Here is a 17,007-nt window from a genome sequence, read left to right on the forward strand (position 1 = left end):
CGCCTCTCTCGCGTGATCAATCCAGCGGCTCGACCGAGAACCGGAACGTCGCGCCCTGCCTGAACGGCTCCACGACCTCGAAGTTCTCGAATGCGGGTCCGCCAGGAATGGGAGATGCGCTCGCCCAATACGACCAACGCGCGTTCACCAGTGCCTCGAGCTCTGGATGCGGGTCATCGACGGTCCACGTCTGTCTGGCCAGTCGGCCGAGGAAGTGCCAGTGCTTCGCCGTGTCGTCGGAGTAGGCGGCTGACCACGGGTCGGTCTCATCACCGATGGCGCTGACGATCGCGGCCTCGCCGTCGCGCCGCAACTCGGACAGTGCGAATCGTGCGTGCTTCGCGAAGGCGGTGCCCGAGAACCCGGGCCAGAGTGCAGCCGGTGTCACGGTGCGGTCGGCGAGCTCCAGTGTGCGCAGCCGTGCCCAGTTGCCCATGGTGGCTGTGAGGACGAGGTGGCTCAGCGGAGCCGAGTCGTCTTCCGCGAATCCGGCGACCTCCACCTCGTGCGGGCGATCGGCTCGGAAATGCACGCGCACCCGCACATCCGCCCCGCTGTCGAAGCGCTCGACGCCGATCCAGACCGTGAGGCACTCGACTCCGTCGATGGTTTCGGTCACGCCCTGCGCGACACCGTCGGGGCCGTCGCCTGGTCGATCCATGGACCAGAGGCGCTTGCCGCGCAGGCCAGGATCGAGCGTGCTCGGCTCGAGTTCGGAGTACCCGCGCTCGGTCTGCCCCTCGACGACGGGCTCGATCGCGATGAAGTTCACCAGACGCTCGCGGGGGTGGTCGAGGTATGGCGTGAAGATCCGCAGCAGCCCGCGCGGCCCGGGGATCGGCGGAATGCCGACCTGCAAGCCGTCGGGGTGCCCCCAGCGCGGCTCGGCGTTCTCGGTCGACTCTGGTCGTGTCCATGATGAGTGCATCCTGAACACGGTAGCGACCTGAAATCGATTTCGCTAGAGTGGCGCTGATCGAGGAGGATCATGCGACATGACCGCACGTCCATTCGCCGTACCGCTGCGGTCGCAGCATCCGCTCTGATGGCCATCGGGCTCGCGGCATGTTCAAGCGGAGCGAGCGTGATCGTCGATCCGAATCCGGACAAGCCGTTCGTTCTCGACGGCGTCTCGAATCTCACGGAGATCGCTCAACTCACTGGGCCGGACGCGATCAACGACACCTCGTCGGTCTCTGTCGCCGGCACGGATCTGGGCTCCATGGTGAACGTCGACGACAGGACGTACTTCTTCTTCGGTGACACGTTCGGCGAACGCGATCCCGAGTCCATCGGAGGGCAGGGAGGGTTCTGGCGCTCCAACGTCGCGGCCTGGACGACGGATGCCGACCCGAGCGACGGCATCACCTTCGACGACTGGGTCACGGATGACATCGGGCTGGCCGCCGCGCTCATCGAGGGCGATCACGACGCCAACGACGCGGAAGGCGAGGTCACGAAGATCCCGACCTACGGCTTCGCGGTGGGTGAGACGATCTACGTCTCGTACATGTCTGTGCGCCACTGGGGCGAGCCGGGCGCTTGGGATGCGAACCACTCGGCGCTGATCGTCTCGCATGATGACGGCGCTTCCTGGATGCCGGTCGAGGGCGTGCAGTGGCCGGGGGATTCGAACTTCGTCCAGTTCGCGACAGTGCCGGTCACCGAGGACGGCGTGGACTACGTCTACTTCTGGGCGATCCCATCGGGACGCTTCGGCGGTGTTCAGCTCATGCGTGTGCCCGCGACGGAGGAAGCGGTCGAGGATCAGACCTCCTACGAGTACTTCGCCGGGGCGGATGGCGCGGAGCCGCATTGGAGTTCCGAGATGTCGGATGCCGAGACGATCGTTGAGGGAACCATCGGCGAGCTGTCGGTGATGTGGTCGACCTATCTCGACCGCTGGATCATGACGTACTCGGATGGCGGTGACGCATTCATTCGCGAGGGGCTCACTCCGTGGGGACCATGGGGCGATCCCCACGAACTGGTGTCGGGCGCCGACTATCCCGGTCTCTACTCGCCGTACCTCAACCCGCGATACGTGTCGGGCGATGGTCAGACGATCTACTTCACGCTGTCGCTGTGGGGGCCGTACAACGTGTTCTGGTTCTCGGCCGATCTCGAACGTGCGAGCTCAAAATGATGACGCTTGCGCATGAAATCGATTTCGCATATTCTGACGCTACCCGGTCAGAGACGATCGACTGGCATGGGCGGGCGCCCCTTCGGCGCCGGCCCAACACACAGCAAAAGACTCGATGGTGAGTCGTGTTCCTGAGGAGGAACCAATGAGAACGACACGCACTCGTCGCACCGTCATCGCCGCACTCGGCGCGCTGACCGTCGGCACGATGCTCGCAGGCTGCGGATCCGGTACGCCCGGAGAGGCTGCAGGCGACGGTGGCGGAGAAGCCGGCGTCACCACCATCCAGTTCTGGCATCGCACGTTCACCCCGGTCGAGAACGAGTGGTACGAGGGCATCGTCAAGAAGTTCAACGAGTCTCAGGACGAGATCAAGGTCGTCGACACCGAGGTCCCCGCCGACGCCTGGGACCAGAAGATGAAGGCAGCGCAGGCCGCGGGCAAGGCTCCTGACGTCTACACGCACGCGGGCAGCATCCAGGATGCCGTCAACGCAGGGCAGCTGCACGACCTCGATTCGATCGTTCCGAAGGACGCGCTCGCGGAGATCATCGACGCGGCGAAGCCCGTCTCCGAGATCGACGGCACGTTCTACGCGTATCCGCTGCTGCTCGAACCCCAGACCGTCCTCTTCTGGAACAAGGACCTGCTCGACGCGGCCGGCGTCGATTCGGAGAACGGCCCCGAGACCTGGGACGACCTCATGGCGGCCTGCGCCAAGATCCAACCGACGCTCGGGTCGGGTCAGTACTGCATCTCACCCGCGCAGGACGCAGCCACCTTCGCGTGGTCGTCGGTCGGCCAGCAGCACAACTTCGCCGGTCACACAGCGCTGACCGACGACTGGACGGCGCCGAACATCGACGACGACGGCTACCGCGCGATGATGGAGCAGTACAAGACGCTCTGGGACGAGGGCTACATGCCCAAGCAGCCGCTTGCCGCATACGTCGAGGGTAAGGACTTCGGCGAGCAGAAGGTCGCCTTCAAGGTGTCCGGCTCGTGGATGATGTCGGAGATCGGGTCCGACTACGCCGATCTGCTCGGCAAGACCGGTATCGGCGCGTTCCCGAACGCGGAAGGCTCCGACGACCGCACGGCCACCACGCTCGGCAACTTCAAATGGGTCGTCGATGCGAAGACCAAGAACGCCGATGCCGCCGGTGAGTTCCTCAGCTGGGCGATCGCCGGCGACCCGGAGAACGTCGTGCCGTTCTTCGTAGACACGCAGTTCACGAAGGTGCCGGTCCGGCAGTCCGTGCAGGATGCCGTCGCCGAGAGCGACGAAGCCGGCGACGCACCATGGTCGGACATCATCGTCAACGAGATCGCACCCACCGCGATCCCCGAGCCGACGTACCCGTGGGACGTCTCGCTCGCCGTCGGCACCGCTTTCGAGTCGGTCATGAAGGGCGCAGCATCCGCTGACGACGCGATCAAGACCGCGAACAACGCGATCCAGACCGTGATCGATCGCGACGGACTGGCCGATAAGGCACCGAAGAACTGACAGCGCTCACGTCGAGGGCCGGGGCCATCCCGGCCCTCGAACCGCGACGCACCCGAACGATGAGGTGGACATGGCCAGTCAAGCTGTGCAAGAACGCCGGATGATCCGGCAGAGGCGGAACCGGCATCGATTCCGGGACGACAAGATCGCCTACTGGTTCCTGGTGCCGGTGGTGGTCCTGCTCGGGATCTTCGTGATCTGGCCGGCGATCTACGCGGGCTACCTCTCGTTCCAGAACTGGAGCTTCTACAAGGACCCTGAATTCGTCGGCTGGAAGAACTTCACGGATGTGATGTCAGACCCGCTGTTCTGGTCCTCTGTCGCTCGCGGCTTCGGCTTCGTGGCGTTGACCGTGCCGCCCATGCTGGTCCTGGCATTCCTTTTCGCCAGCCTGGTCGTCAGCGTCGGCAAGAGGTTCGCCGGCATCCTGAAGGTCAGCATCTACATCCCGACGATCATCTCCGCGGTGATCACGTCGATCATCTTCGTGCTCATCTACGACTACTCCGGCGGTCTGCTCAACTGGTTCCTCGCGTTCTTCGGTATCGATCCGATCGCGTGGATCGGCGACCCTGCATGGGCGCTGCTCGCCATCGCGGTTCCGGCGATCTGGCTGGGCATGGGTCTCACGTCTCTGATCATGGTGGCGGCGATGGTCGACATCCCCCAGGAGTTCTACGAGGCCGCCGCGATGGAGGGCGCGAACTGGTGGCAGAAGACCGCCTACATCACACTCCCGCAGATGAAGAACATCCTCCTCTACCTTCTGATCACCGGCTTCGTCGCCGCGATTCAGCAGTTCGAACTTCCGCTCGTCATGACGAACGGCGGGCCTCTGGATTCGACCATGCTGCCGAACCTGTTCATCTTCAATCACTTCCGCAACGACATCAACGTCGGCTACTCGATCGCCGCCGCCCTGCTGATGTTCGTGGTGCTGGGCACGGTCTCGGCCGTGGTCTTCAGATTCGTCAACTCGGAGAGGCTGGTGGACTGAGATGGCCATCGTTCAGGACACGACGCGGATCGTCCTCGCAGGCAAAGAGCCCCAGCGCAAGCCGCTGCCGCGCACGCCCGGCTCGTGGCTGGTGCTCATCGGCAAGGGGATCGCCGGACTCCTGTTCCTCGTCGCCGCGCTCTTCCCGCTCGCATGGATGGTGATCGCCGGCTTCAAGTCGAAGACCGAGGTCATTCAGACGCCGTTCCAGTTCTTCCCGGAGGTGTGGAAGTGGGAGAACTACGTGCAGATCCTGTCGGATCCCACGTTCACGCTCACCATGGGGTGGACGTTCATGGGCGCCGTCCTGTTCACGCTCCTCAGCCTCACGATCAACTCGCTCGCCGCTTATGCGTTCGCACGGTTGGAGTTCCGGTTCAAGAAGACGATCTGGACGATCGTCATCACCACGATGTTCATTCCGGCCATGACGATCCTCCTCACCAGCTTCATCGTCGTCACCAAGCTCAGCATGCTCGACACCCTCGCGGTGCTCGTTCTGCCAGGAGCCGCGAGCGCGGCGACGGTGTTCTTCATCCGGCAGTTCTACCTCAACATCCCGGCGAGCCTCGAAGAGGCGGCGATGCTCGACGGATGCGGACGATTCGCGATCTTCGTGCGGATCTTCCTGCCGCTGTCGAAGCCGCCGTTCGTCGTGATGGGCATCACCGCGTTCCTCGCATACTGGAACTCCTACGTCTGGCCGATCCTGACGATCACCAGCCCTGAGCGTTTCGTCGTGCAGCAGTACCTCGCGACGTTCCGCTCCGAGCGCTCGACAGAGCTGGGACTGCTGATGGCAGGTTCCGTGCTCGCGGCCGCGCCCGTGGTCATCCTGTTCCTCATCTTCCAGCGCCAGATCATCGGCAACATCAAGATGGCAGGGCTGAAGTAGCGATGCTGCTCTCGGTGACGGGGGCGAGCGGCGTCGGCAAGTCGACGGTGCTCGCGGCCCTCGAGGCATCTGACCTCGGGGGCGACGTCACATGCGTCGAGTTCGATTCGGTCGGGGTCCCGGCCGGGGCGGACACGGCATGGCGGCACGGTGCGATCGAGCACTGGTTCCGCTTCGCGGTCGAGGAGCAGGATGCCGGGCGGCACGTGCTGCTGGCAGGGCAGGTGCCGCCGGGGGAGCTACTGGCCGCGCCGTCGGTCGATCGGCTCGACGGCATCGCCGTCTGTGTCTTGCACTCCTCACCCGAGGTGCAGGAAGCTCGGCTTATCGGCCGCGGTGAAACCGCCGACTCTCTCGTGCACCATCTGCGATTCGGTGTCTGGTTCGGCGCACACGCGCGGGATCCGCAGCACGCCCCCGAGGTCGTGCGAGTCGAGACGGCCACGCGCATGGTCTGGGAGCGGTGGGAGCACCTCCAGCCCGACGATCCGCGGTGGCCGGTAAGCATCATCGACACAGACGCCCTGTCGCCGGCGGATGTCGCCGAGCGCGTGAAGTCCTGGGTGCGAACGGTCCTGACTGGTCGCAGGCGCAGAGGATAGCCGCTCGCATGACAGAGAAGATGCGCTATGTGCCGTTGCCTGGATCGGACGGTCCGACGCGGTACGAGTACGGGCCTCAGTCCTCACAGCGTCCCGAAGTCACGGCGGGGCGCATGGTTCGCTTCCATATGGCGACGTCGCGGTCGTTTCCTGGCGCGAGCAGAGACGTCCGGGTGCACATCACCGCGGCGGCAGAACGATTCGAGCGCTCTGCCGTGACGGTTTTCCAGGACGGGGGCCTCTACTACGATCCTGCAGGCGAGGTGCGTGCTGGCGTCGTGCTCGACAATCTTGTTCACGACGGACAGATGCCTCCTTCTGTCGGCGTCTTCATCGATCCGGGTGAGCCGGGGAATCGGAACGCGGAGTATGACGCGTTCGACGCCCGTTACGCCGATCTGGTCATCGATGAGATCTTGCCGAGGGTCGCCGACATCGTCTCGATCGAGGATGACGCCGCGAGGCGCGCGATCGTCGGCGGCAGCAGTGGTGGAAACTGCGCGCTCACAGCGGCGTGGTGTCGGCCGGAGGCATTCGAACGTGTGGCGATGTTCCTATCCAGCTTCGCCCAGATTCCTGGCGGCAATCCGTATCCGGATGCCATCCGCGCGGGAGCGCCGCGGCCACTTCGCGTCTTCCAACAGGCTGGCACCAACGATCTCAACGCACGTTCTACTCACATGAACTGGTTGAGCGAGAACCTGCAGGTCGCGGCAGCGTTCGCGGAGGCGGGTTATGCGCACAGATTCGTTCTGGGCGACGGAGGCCACGACCTCAATCACACCGGCGTGCTGCTGCCGGACGCCCTCGGCTGGTTGTGGGAGTGATGGGTCCAGTGAGCGTGTGAGACTGTCTCAGACGAAGCGGACCCAGTTCGCGCCGGTGCCGGTTTCGGCCCGCTGAAGCAGTTCGAGCTCATCATCGCGGACGGCGTAGAGGGAGACGGTCGTCGACCGTTCTCCGGCGGCGATGAGATAGGCGCCGTCGGGGCTGACGGCGAACCCACGTGGCTGTGTCTCGGTGACGGTGAAGCGCGCCGGTGCCGACACCGATCCGTCATCGGCCACTGCCACCGCGCCCAAGATGCTCTCGGTGCGCTCCGAGCACCAGAGGCGGTTGCCGCCCGCGCCGAAGTGCAGGTCGGCGCCCCAGATGTAGTGGTTCGCAAGCGGGTCAGCGCCGAAGACGCTGTGGCCGAGCCCCTTGGTCGTGTCGTACGCAGTGGCTTCACCCCGAAGGGTGAGCTCTCCGCTGGTCGTGTCGCGACCGTAGTGCAGCACTTCGCCGGAGAACTCGGTGAGCACGTACACCGCATCCTGCGCCGCGTTCAGCACGAGGTGGCGCGGGCCGCTGCCCGCCGGGGCGGCGACTGTCGCAGGCTCCAGCGGCGCGAGCCGAAGGTCGTCCGCCAACGCATACTGCGCCACCAGGTCGGCGCCCAGCGCCACGAAGTAGGCGAAGCGGCCGTCGGCGCTCGGCAGCACGGAGTGCAGATTCGGGAACTCGATCCTCGAAACCGGCTCGCCGACCTTGCCATCGGAGACCGGGCAGCTGATGCCGTAGCCGCCGCCGTACGACGCACCGAGCAGGCCGGTGCCGTCGGCGGTCAGAGCGAGGTAGTTCATTCCTCCGTCGGGCAGATCCAGGCGCGACCTGGACGTGAGCTGCCCGCTCTCGCGATCCAACGAGAGAGTCAGGATGCCGGCGGGGGAGCCCTTGACTCCGGCATAGACGAGATCGCGACCGGCGTCTACGGCGAAAGTCGAGCATCCGTCGAGACCTTCGGTGACGGCCAGTCGCTCGAGCCGCCCGTCTTCGAGGCGGAAGGAACTGATGGTGCCGTCGCCCGCATTGGCGACCAGGACGAGCGAAGAGTCGGTCATCCCTCGATCGTACGGGTTGGTGGCCTCACCAGACGGTGTAGCCGCCGTCGGCCATCACGTCGGATCCGGTCATCAGGCTCGACGCGTCCGAAGCGAGGAACAGGATGATCGATGCGACTTCGTCCGGAGTGCCCAGACGGCCGGTCGGCGTGCGCTCACGCCAGATCTCACCGAGCTCGGGCTCTCGCTCGAGCAGTGCCGCGGTCAGATCGGTGGCGATATAGCCGGGGGAGACCGAGTTGACGCGCACTCCGCGGTCGGCCCATTCTCCGGCGAGCGTCTTCGTGAGGTGCATCACGCCGGCCTTCGACGCGTTGTAGCTCACCTGCTTCTGCGGGAAATTGCTCACAGATCCGCTCATGGAGGCGATGTTGACGATCGCGCCGCGACCAGCGGCAAGCATGTGCCGGCCGAAAGCCTGGCAGACGTGGAACGTGCCGGAGAGGTTCACATCGATGACACGCGTCCAGTCCTCGGCGGACATGTCTTCTGCGCTCGCCGAGCGCACGATGCCGGCGGCATTCAGCACGACGTCCGGGGTGCCGAGTCGCGCCACCAGTTCATCGGCCGCGTGTGCCACGGCGCCGGCATCCGTCACATCGACCTCGACGAACTCCGCTTCCAGGTCGACGTCGCCGTTGGCGAGATCGAGTACGACCACGCGCGCTCCCTGCGCGAGGAAGCGGCGAACGGTGGCGAGGCCGATTCCGCGACCGCCGCCGGTGGCGACGATGAGCTTGCCCTTGAGATCGGGATATATGGCGTCAGTCATGTTCAGCGCTCAGTCCCGCGGTGCCCGTGGTGGGGTCGCACCGATGTCGGGAACCGGAGCGGTTCCTAGGTGAACCTCCAGGTCGTCGGCGCTGGGCGTCCTCGGGCGGCGAGCGGTAGGCCGGTCGAGGTAGAACACGGCAGTGGAGGCGATGTCGTCGCGCAGCGGCAGATAGCGCCAGCCGCTGCGCCATCCGAGCGCTTGGATGTCGACCTTGGGGATGCCGGTGGTGAAGTGGATCGGATCGAGCAGGTGCCAGCGGTACATGCCGAAGCGCTGCTGGCTCACGTACAGGCCGTCGGGTTTGATCACCTGAGGCATGCCGAGGTAGGGGGTGGAGAACTCGGTGTAGCCCTTGCCGGGGATGTCGAAGTTCCACGCACCGCCGAAGTAGTCCTCGGTGCCCGTGCCGGCGATCGTCGGATAGTCAGTGTCGTCGTCGAGGTAGAACTTGATCTCACCCTCCCCCCACCAGCCGTTGGAGTTGACGCCCCAGGCGATGTAGGTGCCGACGTACTGGCCCTGACCCTCGATGCCCTCGAGGATGACGTGCGGTGTCCGATCTTCGAGCGGGTTCGACCGGCGCCACTGCGCGTGGAAGTACGCGTCGTTCGAGTAGTCGCCACCGATCTCGTAGGTGACCTGGTAGTAGACGCGCACATCGACTTCGGACGTGTTCTCCACCGTGAGGCGAGCGCCTTCGCGGAACGGCATCGGCCAGTAGGAGTTGAAGCCGCCGTGCGGGTTGGCGGCGATCGTCTGCGAGTTCACCTGCGCGAAGACACCCCAGCCGTTGCAGAAGAAGTCGCCGTAGGGAACCTCAACCGCCGGCTCCTCCGCGCCGTCCCAGTAGGCGCGCAGCAGCAGTGTGCGCCAGTTGTCAGTGTGGGTGGTGATCCAGATGTGCGTGATCTTGCCCGCGCCCTGGATGTTCGCGAGATCGAACGTCTCGCCCGCCTTGATGTCCACGCTCGGGGAGATCTTCCAGCCCGGCCCGAGGTCGCGCGCGCACTCGGCGCCCGTTCCGGTGGTGGCTCGCCCGCCGCCGCCGACGGATCCGTCGAAGTTCTCCGGCGAGATCGATCGGGTCTGCACCGGGCGCAGGGCTGCGATCGTTGCCAGGTCAGAGGGTGAGTGAGTCATCTCTACTTTCACGTCCTTGTGTCTGTGTGGAATGTGCAGCGGCGATGCCGACGCAGCGAGATCGTGACCACTGTAATCGATTTCAGATTTGCGCGCCACAGAACGTCGCACGCGCGATACTGTTGCTTCACGCCCGGTTCGACCGGAGTATGCAGTGAGGGTGGGCATGGCCACGATCTACGACGTCGCAGAGCTGGCCGGCGTGTCTCCGGCGACTGTCTCGCGCGTTTTCAACGGTACGAGCGTCTCCGTCGAGAAGTCGAAGGCGGTGCGGGATGCCGCGAAAGAGCTGAAGTTCGTTCCGAGTCGCACAGCGCGCACGCTGCGAAGGCAGAGCTCCGAGGTGATCGGTCTGATCATCCCCGACATCGAGAATCCGTACTTCACCGAGATGGCACGCGGGGTCGAGGATGTCGCCTCTGAGGCCGGATACTCGGTCGTGCTGTGCAACTCGGACGCTCAGGTCGAAAAGGAGTCGACGTATCTGCAGATCGCGATCTCGGAGAACATGTCCGGCGTGATCATCGCGACCGCATCTGAACTGTCAGACCTCGATCTGATCCTGGCGACAGGACGACCGCTGGTGGCGGTCGACCGCAGCACGACTTACGACGTCGACGGCGTGGTGATGGCGAACCGTGCTGCCGGCACGTCGGCGACGAAGGCCCTGATCGACGCCGGATATCAACGGATCGCCTACATCGGCGGTCCGGAGCACATCGACACGGCAGCCGAGCGCGCAGCCGGGTGGCGGGCCGCGCTCACGCAGGCGCAGCCTGAGGCTGATCTCGCCGCACTGCTGCGCTTCGCGACCTTCCGCGTCGACGGTGGCCGCGCGGCGATGGAAGAGCTGCTCGCCATGCCTGAGCCTCCGGACGCGGTCGTCGCGGGCAACAACCTCATCGGTGTGGGAGCGATCCAGGTGCTCACCGAGCATGGGCTCACGCCGCCGAAGGTCGGTGTCGCGGTCATCGGCTCGTTGCCTTTCACGACCCTGTCTCCCACGGCTGTCACGGTCGTTCGGCTGCCAGCGCGTCACATGGGAGTCACGGCGGCCAAGATGCTGCTGGAGCGGATCGGCGGCGATGAGCAGCCCGCCCGCACAGTCGTGCTGCGCAACGAACTGCAGGCGGCCAGCGTTCTTCGCTGAGCACCCCGAGCGCAGCCCCGCTCTCGGGGCGTCGTTCGCGCTTGCGTCATGAAATCGATTTCGCGTACAGTTGCACAGAGGATCTGCGTTCAAGGAGGACCGCCCATGCGCTACTCGCTCGGAGTCGACATCGGCACGTCGAGCACCAAGGGCGTCCTCGTCGCGGCGGACGGCACGATCGCCGCATCCGCAACACGTGCCCACGAGGTCGACCGTCCCCACACCGGATGGGTCGAGATGGATGCGCACATCTGGTGGGACGAGTTCGTGAGTATTGCGAATGAGCTGACCACGGCGCATCCAAATGCGGAGATCACCGCCGTGGGCGTGAGCGGGATGGGCCCGTGCGTGCTGCTCGCCGACGCCGATGACGAGCCCGTGCGACCCGCGATCCTCTACGGCGTCGACACGCGCTCCGGTGCCCAGATCGCGCGCATGACGGACGAACTCGGCATCGATGAGATCACGCGCGTCGGCGGATCGACCCTGACCTCTCAGGCGGGCGGCGCGAAGATCGCCTGGATCTCCGACGAGGAACCGGATGCGTGGACCGACGCCCGGCGCTTCTTCATGCCGGCATCCTGGCTCGCCCGCAAGCTCACCGGCGCCTATGTGCTCGACCACCAGTCCGCGAGTCAGACGTCTCCGCTCTACGACATCGAGAACGAGACCTGGTACGACCCGTGGTGGCAGCGGTACGCCGGCACGATCGAGCAGCCGCGACTCACCTGGGCGGGCGACATCGCGGGTGAGGTGACAGCCGCGGCATCAGCTCTCACCGGCATCCCGGCGGGCACACCGGTCATCACCGGGACGATCGATGCGTGGACTGAAGCGGTCAGCGTCGGCGCCCACGAGGTCGGCGATCTCATGCTCATGTACGGCACGACGATGTTTCTCGTCGCGACCGGTGCGGAGACCCTGCGCACGCCGTCGATGTGGACCACGGCCGGGGCGTTCCCCGGCACACGCAACCTCGCCGGCGGACTCTCCACCTCCGGCGCACTCACCGCATGGCTCAAAGACCTCACCGGATCCGACTATCCGGAACTCCTCGCTGAGGCCGAGTCCTCGGGCGCGGGCGCCAGAGGCCTGCTGATCCTGCCGTACTTCGCAGGGGAGCGTACGCCCATTCAGGACCCGGACGCCCGCGGCATCGTCGCGGGGCTCACGCTCGAGCATGGCAGAGGCGATCTGTACCGCGCCGCACTCGAGGCGACCGCGCTGGGGGTGCGCCACAACGTCGAGACCATGCGGGCTGCGGGTGCCGACATCCGCCGCATCGTCGCGGTCGGCGGCGGAACGCAGGGGCAGCTCTGGCTGCAGGTCATCTCGGATGTGACCGGCCTCGTGCAGGAGGTGCCGGCGACCACGATCGGCGCCAGCTACGGTGCCGCATTCCTCGCTGCATCCGCCATCGCCGCCGACGGTGCGGCACCCGCGATCGCCGATTGGAACCCGATCACGCAGACCATCACGCCGAACCCCGACCTCCGCAGTTTCTACGACACGCTCTTCGATCGCTACGTGCGGCTGTACGAAGGCACGAAAGACGTCGCCCACGAACTTGCGGCAGAACAACGAGGAGCGTCCCATGCGTGAGCGGCGACATGGCGACGACCCGCGTCGCGCGCGCGGCATCCCGCACACCTCCCAGGCGACCGCCTTTCCTCTCGGCGGCATCGGCACGGGGAACGTGTCGATCGGTGCGCGAGGCGAGCTGCGCGATTGGGAGTTCGAGAACCTGCCGGACAAGGGCAGACGCAACCCGCACTCGTTCTTCGCGATCCATGCCGCTCCGCAGGATGGGCCGGCGGTGACCCGAGTGCTCGAGGCGCGGCTCGAGGGTCGCCACGACGCGGATGCAGGTTACGCCTTCGACCAGCTCGCCGGGCTCCCGCGGCTGGATTCGGCGACGCTGCACGGCGAATATCCCGTCGTCGACGTCGACTTCACCGATGAGGTGCTGCCCGTCGATGTGGCGCTGCACGCGTTCACGCCGTTCGTTCCGCTGGACGCCGACGCATCCGGAATCCCCGCCGCGGTGCTGCGCTACCGCGTCACGAATCCCGGCACGACCCCGGCCGCCGTCACAGTCGTCGGCAGCATGTCGCACACCGCCGGCCGCGCGAAGCCGGGCACCGATGCGCCGTGGGGCATGCGCGGTACTCAATCCGTGCAGTGGCGAGACGACGGCGCCGTCCGGGGACTCGATTTCGACATCGACCTGCCGAACGACGACCCCGGTTACGGAACGCTGAGTCTCACGACGACGGATGCCGCGACCACCGTGAAACCGCAATGGGTCACGAGCTACTGGCCCGATGGGGCACGCCTGTTCTGGAACGACCTCACCGACGACGGGATGCTCGCACCTGAGCCCCGACTGACGCTCGAAGACCGTCCGCGCGGCCTGTTCGCCGAGCTCGACGATGCGGTCGATGGCAGCTTCACCGAAGAGCAGATGATGGCGCGGCTCCCGCGCATCCGCACCGGTTCCCTGGGGATTGTGCACACCATCGCGCCGGGTGAGAGCGTCGACTTCGAGTTCGTGCTGTCATGGAGCTTCCCGAACCGATCGCGTGGATGGCATGGCCACATCGTCGCTGCTGACGCGGAGGCCTCCGGTGTCGTCAAGAACCGCTACGCGACGCTCTGGCCGGACGCCTGGTCGGCCGCTGCGTACCTGCACGCGAATCTTCCTGCACTCGAAGAGAGCACCGAAGCGTTCGTCGACGCGCTGTACGGCGGGAGCCTCGACCCCGCCCTCACCGATGCCATCGGCGCGAACATCGCCGCGATCCGCTCGACGACCGCCTTCGTGCTGGAATCGCCCAACCCGGCACTCGGCGACGGCCCGGTCTTCGCCGCCTGGGAAGGGTCGTTCGATCATTCTGGGTCGTGCGAGGGGACCTGCACGCACGTGTGGTCGTACGCGCAGACGCTCGCATGGCTGTTCCCTGCGCTCGAGCGCAGCGCACGCCGGGCCGAGTATCTGCTCGAGACCGATGACTCCGGTGCACAGAAGTTCCGCGGCAATCGCATCTTCGGCGGACCGTCATGGTTCATGGGACCGGCGGTGGACGGCCAGCTGGGCACGCTCCTGCGCCTGCATCGCGAATGGCGCTTCAGTGGCGACGACGACTTCCTCGCCGAACTGTGGCCCGCGGCATCCCGCTCGCTCGACTATGCCGCGCGCGAGTGGGATCGCGACGGCGACGGCCTGCTCGACGGCGAGCTGCACAACACCTACGACATCGAGTTCCACGGCATAGAACCGCTGGCGAACGGCATCCACCTCGCCGCACTCCGTGCCGGAACGCGCATGGCAGCCCACCTCGATGAGGGCGAGAAGGCTCGGACGTGGGCGGAGCAGGCCGACCGGGTAGCTGAAGCCATGGACGCCGTGCTTTGGAACGGCGAGTACTACCGGCAGGTCATCGACGATCCTGACAGCCACCGCTATCAGTACGGCGACGGTGTGCTCTCGGATCAGTTGCTCGGGCAGTTCCACGCCTTCGTGGGCGGGCTCGGGTACATCCTTCCCAAGGATCACGTCGACTCCGCGCTCGCAGCGATCGTCGGCCACAACCACCGCCCTGATCTCTCGGCGCACGAGAGCACACAGCGCGTCTACGCCCTGAACGATGAGGGCGGCCTGCTGCTCGCGTCATGGCCCGACGGTGGCCGTCCCGCGATCCCGTTCGTGTACTCGGACGAGGTCTGGACCGGTATCGAGCATCAGGTCGCGGCCTCACTGCTCTTCGCCGGTCGTGTCGATGACGCGCTGCTCATCGAACGCACGCTGCGGGCTCGCTACGACGGTGCGCATCGAAGCCCCTGGAACGAGATCGAGTGCGGCAATCACTACGCGCGCTCCCTCGCCTCGTGGGCGCTGCTGCTCGGCGCGAGCGGAGCGCAGTGGGATGCGCCGACGCGCACGCTCGCCTTCGCCCCGGCCCGCGACGTGAACGAGCCGTTCCGCAGCCTGTTCACGACGGGCTCGGGATGGGGGAGAGTCGAGATCGATTCATCCGGCCTCACCCTGCGCCTCGACGGCGGAACCCTCGACATCGACGAACTGCTGTTGCACGGCGAGAGCATCGCCCGCGGCATCCGACTCGTCGCGGGTGAATCTCACACCACGCGACTTCCACAGACCCCAACCCCGGAGGAATCATGAGCACCTACACCCTTCCCGCCGCGGCATCCCGCCCGGCATCCGCCCCGAAGACCGCGTACCTGATCACCTCCGGTGATCTGCGCGAGTCGGCCAACACCGCGGGGTGGGCGACGCAGGCCGCGCTCGAGGTCAGCGTCACCGGCGTCTTCAACGAGCTCGGCTGGAACGTCATCCGCGCATTCGACGTCGACCCGGAGACCGGCCACGGCTACATCTCGAGCCAGCGCATGGGCATGGAGGTCTTCAAGAACATCCCGACCGACGCCCCGCTGATCGTCGCGATCGCCAACTGGCAGTACTCGCATCACGTGCTCGCAGGGCTCCGCACGCACGAGGGCCCGATCCTCACGACCGCGAACTTCGCACCGGACTGGCCGGGGCTGGTCGGCCTGCTCGGCCTGAACGCCGGACTCACCAAGATGGACAAGCCGTACTCGTCGACCTGGTCGGTCGACTTCTCCGATGACTGGTTCAAGGCCACCATCAAGGAGTGGATCGAGACCGGCACGATCACCCATGACTACTCGCACGTGCGCGAACTGCCGGCCCTGCCGGACAGTCCAGAGAAGCAGCTCGGCGAGGCGCTTGCCGCGCAGCTGCGCGACGAGAAGGCCATCATCGGCGTCTTCGACGAGGGCTGCATGGGCATGTACAACGCCATCTTCGACGACGAACTGCTCAACCAGACCGGCATCTACAAGGAGCGACTCTCGCAGTCGGCGCTCTATGCGGAGATGCTTCAGGTGCAGGAGTACGAGGCGGATGCCGCATACGACTGGCTCATCGATCACGGCATGACCTTCCGCTACGGCGAGGACGGTACGACCGAACTCACCCGCGAGCAGGTGCAGTGGCAGATGAAGATGTACATCGCCGCTCTGCGCATCGCGGATGACTTCGGACTGGATGCTGTCGGCATCCAGTACCAGCAGGGTCTGAAGGATCTCGTCCCGGCGTCCGACCTCGCTGAAGGCATTCTGAACTCCACCGAGCGCCCTCCGGTGACCTCGCGCGACGGCTCGCGCGTTCTGCACGAGGGCCGCGCGTTCCCGCACTTCAACGAGGCCGACGAGGGCGTCGGGGTCGACGCTCTGGTCACGGACCGCGTGTGGCGTGCCATGGGCCTCGTGCCCGACAACACCCTGCATGACGTGCGCTGGGGCGAGGAGTTCGACGGCCAGTTCGTCTGGGCGTATGAGATCTCCGGTTCGGTGCCTGCCTCGCACCTGGGCGGCTGGGACAAAGCAGAAGGGTGGCGACAGGGGCACGTGTTCTTCCCCGCGGGTGGGGCAACGCTCAACGGCGTCTCCATGCCGGGTGAAGTGGTGCTGAGCCGCGTCTTCATCGCCGACGGCATCCTTCAGGCCGACATCTTCCGCGCATCCGTCGTCGAGCTGCCGGAGGAGGAGACCCAGCGCCGCAAGGCCGCCACGAACGAGGAATGGCCGCTCGCGCACGTCGTGCTGCACGGCGTCTCTCGCGACCAGTTCATGGCACGCCACAAGGCGAACCACGCCCAGCTCGTCTACGCGCCCGACGCTGAGACCGCCGACAAGGCACTCATCGCGAAGGCGGCGATGTTCGACGGCATGGGCATCAAGGTGAACCTGATCGGCGACGTCGCGATCTGATCGGGCGCCCCCGCTCGAGACCGAGTTTCCTGCACGAGACCGATCGTGTGGAGGTCGGTCTCGTGCGGAAAACTCGGTCTCGGCCGGCGGGTTAC

The 17,007-nt window shown here is 66.0% G+C and carries 14 protein-coding genes; 10 read left to right on the forward strand and 4 right to left on the reverse strand.

Annotated features, from left to right (window positions below):
* Window positions 1–16: 16 nt before the first annotated feature.
* Complete coding sequence (locus tag J1M43_RS02585; RefSeq protein WP_241245175.1) at window positions 17–928, reverse strand: hypothetical protein; 912 nt, start codon at window positions 926–928, stop codon at window positions 17–19.
* 60 nt (window positions 929–988) lie between these two features.
* On the opposite strand from J1M43_RS02585, the gene J1M43_RS02590 reads away from it, so the two are divergent.
* The 6 genes from J1M43_RS02590 (at window position 989) to J1M43_RS02615 (ending at window position 6,977) form a co-directional block, all read left to right on the forward strand.
* Window positions 989–2,146, forward strand: a complete 1,158-nt coding sequence (locus tag J1M43_RS02590) for a DUF4185 domain-containing protein (RefSeq protein ID WP_206475635.1) — start codon at window positions 989–991, stop codon at window positions 2,144–2,146.
* Between the two features lie 145 nt (window positions 2,147–2,291).
* Entirely contained in the window at window positions 2,292–3,656 is a 1,365-nt protein-coding gene (locus tag J1M43_RS02595) for an extracellular solute-binding protein (protein WP_206475636.1), read from the forward strand.
* Window positions 3,657–3,726: 70 nt separating this feature from the next.
* Window positions 3,727–4,653 (forward strand): carbohydrate ABC transporter permease, encoded by a 927-nt coding sequence (locus J1M43_RS02600; RefSeq protein ID WP_206475637.1) that lies wholly within the window; start codon window positions 3,727–3,729, stop codon window positions 4,651–4,653.
* A gap of 1 nt (window position 4,654) precedes the next feature.
* Window positions 4,655–5,548: a carbohydrate ABC transporter permease gene (locus J1M43_RS02605; protein WP_206475638.1), complete on the forward strand. Its 894-nt coding sequence runs from the start codon at window positions 4,655–4,657 to the stop codon at window positions 5,546–5,548.
* Between the two features lie 2 nt (window positions 5,549–5,550).
* Complete coding sequence (locus tag J1M43_RS02610) at window positions 5,551–6,150, forward strand: hypothetical protein (protein ID WP_206475639.1); 600 nt, start codon at window positions 5,551–5,553, stop codon at window positions 6,148–6,150.
* Window positions 6,151–6,158: 8 nt separating this feature from the next.
* Window positions 6,159–6,977 carry an esterase family protein gene (locus J1M43_RS02615; protein ID WP_241245176.1) on the forward strand — a complete coding sequence of 273 codons (819 nt, stop codon included), beginning with the start codon at window positions 6,159–6,161 and terminating at the stop codon, window positions 6,975–6,977.
* A 27-nt stretch (window positions 6,978–7,004) separates the two neighbouring features.
* Here J1M43_RS02615 and J1M43_RS02620 read toward each other — a convergent pair whose 3' ends face one another.
* The 3 genes from J1M43_RS02620 to J1M43_RS02630 are packed head-to-tail and all read right to left on the reverse strand — an operon-like array spanning window position 7,005 to window position 9,948.
* A complete protein-coding gene (locus J1M43_RS02620; protein ID WP_206475640.1) occupies window positions 7,005–8,033 on the reverse strand; it encodes a beta-propeller fold lactonase family protein in 1,029 nt (342 codons plus the stop codon).
* A 25-nt stretch (window positions 8,034–8,058) separates the two neighbouring features.
* Complete coding sequence (locus J1M43_RS02625) at window positions 8,059–8,805, reverse strand: SDR family oxidoreductase (protein WP_206475641.1); 747 nt, start codon at window positions 8,803–8,805, stop codon at window positions 8,059–8,061.
* Between the two features lie 9 nt (window positions 8,806–8,814).
* A complete protein-coding gene (locus tag J1M43_RS02630) occupies window positions 8,815–9,948 on the reverse strand; it encodes a glycoside hydrolase family 172 protein (RefSeq protein ID WP_206475642.1) in 1,134 nt (377 codons plus the stop codon).
* A 166-nt stretch (window positions 9,949–10,114) separates the two neighbouring features.
* Here J1M43_RS02630 and J1M43_RS02635 point away from each other — a divergent pair, with 166 nt between their 5' ends.
* The 4 genes from J1M43_RS02635 (at window position 10,115) to J1M43_RS02650 (ending at window position 16,912) form a co-directional block, all read left to right on the forward strand.
* A complete protein-coding gene (locus tag J1M43_RS02635; protein ID WP_206475643.1) occupies window positions 10,115–11,098 on the forward strand; it encodes a LacI family DNA-binding transcriptional regulator in 984 nt (327 codons plus the stop codon).
* Window positions 11,099–11,203: 105 nt separating this feature from the next.
* Complete coding sequence (locus J1M43_RS02640) at window positions 11,204–12,700, forward strand: FGGY-family carbohydrate kinase (protein ID WP_206475644.1); 1,497 nt, start codon at window positions 11,204–11,206, stop codon at window positions 12,698–12,700.
* A complete protein-coding gene (locus tag J1M43_RS02645) occupies window positions 12,693–15,281 on the forward strand; it encodes a GH116 family glycosyl-hydrolase (protein ID WP_206475645.1) in 2,589 nt (862 codons plus the stop codon). Before J1M43_RS02640 ends, J1M43_RS02645 begins: the two co-directional genes overlap by 8 nt.
* Window positions 15,278–16,912, forward strand: coding sequence for a fucose isomerase (locus J1M43_RS02650; protein ID WP_206475646.1), 1,635 nt, complete (start codon window positions 15,278–15,280; stop codon window positions 16,910–16,912). The genes J1M43_RS02645 and J1M43_RS02650 overlap by 4 nt, the downstream gene beginning before the upstream one ends.
* The last annotated feature ends 95 nt before the right edge of the window (window positions 16,913–17,007 follow it).

This window comes from Microbacterium sp. KRD172 (genome assembly GCF_017168295.1).
GTDB classification, from domain to species: Bacteria; Actinomycetota; Actinomycetes; order Actinomycetales; family Microbacteriaceae; genus Microbacterium; species Microbacterium profundi.

Excerpts from the sequence above, each read along its gene's own strand:
- J1M43_RS02585 (WP_241245175.1), bottom strand. The coding sequence starts at position 928 with ATGCACTCATCATGGACACGACCAGAGTCGACCGAGAACGCCGAGCCG.
- J1M43_RS02590 (WP_206475635.1), top strand. The coding sequence starts at position 989 with ATGCGACATGACCGCACGTCCATTCGCCGTACCGCTGCGGTCGCAGCA.
- J1M43_RS02595 (WP_206475636.1), top strand. The coding sequence starts at position 2,292 with ATGAGAACGACACGCACTCGTCGCACCGTCATCGCCGCACTCGGCGCG.
- J1M43_RS02600 (WP_206475637.1), top strand. The coding sequence starts at position 3,727 with ATGGCCAGTCAAGCTGTGCAAGAACGCCGGATGATCCGGCAGAGGCGG.
- J1M43_RS02605 (WP_206475638.1), top strand. The coding sequence starts at position 4,655 with ATGGCCATCGTTCAGGACACGACGCGGATCGTCCTCGCAGGCAAAGAG.
- J1M43_RS02610 (WP_206475639.1), top strand. The coding sequence starts at position 5,551 with ATGCTGCTCTCGGTGACGGGGGCGAGCGGCGTCGGCAAGTCGACGGTG.
- J1M43_RS02615 (WP_241245176.1), top strand. The coding sequence starts at position 6,159 with ATGACAGAGAAGATGCGCTATGTGCCGTTGCCTGGATCGGACGGTCCG.
- J1M43_RS02620 (WP_206475640.1), bottom strand. The coding sequence starts at position 8,033 with ATGACCGACTCTTCGCTCGTCCTGGTCGCCAATGCGGGCGACGGCACC.
- J1M43_RS02625 (WP_206475641.1), bottom strand. The coding sequence starts at position 8,805 with ATGACTGACGCCATATATCCCGATCTCAAGGGCAAGCTCATCGTCGCC.
- J1M43_RS02630 (WP_206475642.1), bottom strand. The coding sequence starts at position 9,948 with ATGACTCACTCACCCTCTGACCTGGCAACGATCGCAGCCCTGCGCCCG.
- J1M43_RS02635 (WP_206475643.1), top strand. The coding sequence starts at position 10,115 with ATGGCCACGATCTACGACGTCGCAGAGCTGGCCGGCGTGTCTCCGGCG.
- J1M43_RS02640 (WP_206475644.1), top strand. The coding sequence starts at position 11,204 with ATGCGCTACTCGCTCGGAGTCGACATCGGCACGTCGAGCACCAAGGGC.
- J1M43_RS02645 (WP_206475645.1), top strand. The coding sequence starts at position 12,693 with ATGCGTGAGCGGCGACATGGCGACGACCCGCGTCGCGCGCGCGGCATC.
- J1M43_RS02650 (WP_206475646.1), top strand. The coding sequence starts at position 15,278 with ATGAGCACCTACACCCTTCCCGCCGCGGCATCCCGCCCGGCATCCGCC.